The organism is Acidovorax delafieldii 2AN (genome assembly GCF_000175235.1).
Taxonomy (GTDB): domain Bacteria; phylum Pseudomonadota; class Gammaproteobacteria; order Burkholderiales; family Burkholderiaceae_C; genus Acidovorax; species Acidovorax delafieldii_B.
Window position 1 is genome coordinate 1 of record NZ_ACQT01000344.1, and the last position, 3,073, is coordinate 3,073.

At 57.8% G+C, this 3,073-nt stretch carries 3 protein-coding genes; 2 read left to right on the forward strand and 1 reads right to left on the reverse strand.

Going from position 1 to position 3,073, the window contains the following annotated elements; genetic code table 11:
• Positions 1–184 precede the first annotated feature (184 nt).
• Both ACDELDRAFT_RS20715 and gph read left to right on the forward strand, forming a co-directional pair.
• Positions 185–1,579: a TIGR03013 family XrtA/PEP-CTERM system glycosyltransferase gene (locus ACDELDRAFT_RS20715; RefSeq protein WP_005800045.1), complete on the forward strand. Its 1,395-nt coding sequence runs from the start codon at positions 185–187 to the stop codon at positions 1,577–1,579.
• A 292-nt stretch (positions 1,580–1,871) separates the two neighbouring features.
• Complete coding sequence (gene gph, locus ACDELDRAFT_RS20720) at positions 1,872–2,579, forward strand: phosphoglycolate phosphatase (RefSeq protein WP_005800046.1); 708 nt, start codon at positions 1,872–1,874, stop codon at positions 2,577–2,579.
• 8 nt (positions 2,580–2,587) lie between these two features.
• Here gph and ACDELDRAFT_RS20725 read toward each other — a convergent pair.
• The coding region (locus ACDELDRAFT_RS20725) for a methyl-accepting chemotaxis protein (RefSeq protein WP_005800047.1) at positions 2,588–3,073 on the reverse strand (486 nt) is incomplete at its 5' end.

Consider the following 3,073-nt stretch of genomic DNA (forward strand, 5'->3'; position numbering starts at 1 on the left):
AGAGCGGAAGGTGCTGGATGGGGAAGATAGCCTTTCCGTCGACGAAAAATGACTAGTCAAGCAAATTGTTTGTTATATAAAAATAAATCTGCAGAAGAAAAAGTTTGTTTCTTGGGTCGTCTGACGTAGTTGATTTTTGATCGGTATTTTTTGCGCCCGAGGCTGGGCTTCGCAGGAAACGAAAATGATCAAGGTTTTCAACCATTATTTTCGCCGACGGACCATGTTGCAAATCATGGCGTATTCAACCTTGATAGTGGGTACGCTGGTCGTTTCGTTGACGCTGCAGGCGGGCATGGGGGCTTTCAATGCAGCCGCAATTTCTGCAGGTATCGTTCGCGGGATCTTGGTTGCTATCGGGATTCTTGCTGTCAATTTTGCACTCGGTCTGTATGAAAGACCCAGTCAAATGACTATCGGTCAAATCCGGGCGCGGGCCGTTCTTTCCTTTCTGTTTTCTGTGGCCATTGTCAGTGGCATATTTTTTGTATTGCCCTTGCAATCCCCATACCAGAACGAGCGAACGCTGATTACGTTGTTGCTCATCGTCAGTGGCACGCTGGTCGTCCGGCTGTTTGGAGGGGAAATATTTCCTGTCCCCTACAGGCGTCGGCGTGCGCTGATATTTGGTACAGGAACGCGTGCATGCATCGTGGGACAATCGTTGCAGGAGAATGATCCGAGCATTGAATTGGTAGGCTATTTCTCTGGCCCTCAGGAAAAAGAACCCGCCGTTGCCCGATCGAGCATTATTTCGTCTGCGAACACACTGACCGACGCGGTGAGAAAACACCGTGTGGATGAAATTGTGGTGGCCCTGAACGAGCGTCGCGGTGGCAGCATGCCGCTGCGTGAGTTGCTCGACTGCAAACTCAATGGGGTGCAGGTGATTGATATTGCCACTCATTTCGAGCATTTTCTAGGGCAGATACATCTTGAGGCGGTGTCAGCTGGGTGGTTGATTTTTGGCGAGGGCTTTAAACAGGGCGTGGTGCGCTCAACGATCAAATGGTTTTTTGACGTCATAGGATCAAGCCTCTTGTTGCTGATCGCCTCTCCCGTAATGCTTGTCACTGCGCTATTGATATTTATCGAGAGTGGCGGGCCTGTGCTCTATCGCCAAGAGCGCGTGGGGCTCAATGGCAAGATCTTCAATGTGATCAAGTTCCGCAGCATGCGCACGGATGCCGAAAAAGACGGAACCCCCCGCTGGGCCAGTGCCGGAGATGCGCGGGTTACGCGGGTGGGAAAACTGATCCGGAAGACGCGCATTGATGAACTCCCCCAACTGCTTTGCGTGCTCAAGGGGGATATGAGCCTGGTGGGACCTCGGCCGGAGCGTCCCTATTTTGTGGATCGCCTCAGGCAGGAGATTCCGTATTACGCGTTGCGGCATGGCATCAAGCCGGGGTTAACCGGATGGGCCCAAGTGCGCTATCACTACGGTGCGTCGGTCAAAGACACGGAGCAGAAGTTGCAGTACGACCTGTATTACGTCAAAAACCATTCTTGGTTCCTGGATCTGGTCATCCTGTTCGAAACGGTGGGGGTTGTCCTGACAGGAAAAGGCGCGCAATAGCATTGGTGCTGCCCGAAGCCGCTTGTTGTCCAGAAGTGCCTCGTGTTTGCAAACCGCGTTCTGAGCACAGGCGCAGAGGATTCAGGGGCCTCCTCGGACTACCTGCAAGGAGTGCTCTGGTTTTGTGGCGGGGCGCGAGCGTCGTGACGGTGCGTAGGCGTGTGGTAGGGCACCGCCATGCCCGGGCTCGATTTCAATACCGTTGCCTGCGCCGGAGTTCTGGCGTGCTCTCCGCATGGGCACCCTTCGACGCATTTCTGGCTCGGTCCGGCCTCTGGTTACGATCAGGGCAATGAAACTCGTGAACTTTATTGGATTGAGCCATTCTCCCTACGATGCCGCCATCATCGACCTGGATGGGACGATGGTGGATACGCTGGGGGACTTTTCCGAAGCACTCAACCGCATGTTGCAGGATCTGCGCCTTCCGGCGATTGCCGCAGGCCAGATCGAGCAGATGGTGGGCAAGGGGTCGGAACATTTGCTGCGATCTGTGCTGAAACATGTCCTGGCGCTTGCTGGGCAAGCGTCAGAAGCTATCAATATTGAGTCTCTCTACCCGGCCGCATGGGCCAGCTACCAGCGCCACTATCTGGCAGTCAATGGTCAGCACGCGCTGGTTTATCCGGGGGTGGAGGAGGGACTTCATGCCTTGCGCCATGCCGGTCTGCGGCTGGCGTGCCTGACCAACAAGCCGACCTCGTTTGCTGTGCCACTGTTGCGTGCCAAAGGTCTGGACAGCTATTTTGCAAAGGTGTTCGGGGGCGATAGCTTCGAGAGAAAAAAGCCCGACGCATTACCGTTGCTGAAAACCTGTGAAGCCTTGCAATCAGAGCCTGCGCGGACGCTCATGGTGGGCGATTCTTCCAATGACGCACAGGCGGCCCGCGCCGCTGGCTGCCCGGTGGTGTTGGTCACCTACGGCTACAACCACGGCCTGCCGGTACGAACCGTGGATGCGGACGGTTACGTGGACTCGCTGGCGCACCTGTTGGCCTGAGCGGAGCATCAGGCATTTGCCGCGATGGCCGGCTGTGGGTAGGTCAGGTGTGCGGTGGAGGGCGTGGACGCTGCCACCTTGGGCCGCATCGCGGGTGCTGGCGTGGGCGCATGGCCGGCAGGCGCCAGCTTGAACACGGCCACGGCATCCACCAGTTGGCCCGCCTGGGCCTTGAGGCTGCCGGCGCCGGCCGCCATTTCTTCCACCAGCGCGGCGTTCTGCTGCGTGGCCTGGTCCATCTGGGTGACTGCCTCGCCCACCTGGGCCACACCGGCGCTTTGCTCGCTGCTGGCCGCGCTGATCTCGCCCATGATGTCCGTCACGCGGCGGATGGCGCTCACCACTTCCGTCATGGTGGCGCCGGCCTTGTCCACCAGCCGCGTGCCCTGCTCCACGCGCTCCACGCTGGTGTCGATCAGGCCCTTGATCTCCTTGGCTGCTTCGGCGCTGCGCTGGGCCAGGCTGCGCACCTCGCCAGCCACCACGGCAAAGCC

What these genes read in the sequence shown, in the direction of transcription:
- ACDELDRAFT_RS20715 (WP_005800045.1), top strand. Translation starts at nt 185, where the DNA reads ATGATCAAGGTTTTCAACCATTATTTTCGCCGACGGACCATGTTGCAA.
- gph (WP_005800046.1), top strand. Translation starts at nt 1,872, where the DNA reads ATGAAACTCGTGAACTTTATTGGATTGAGCCATTCTCCCTACGATGCC.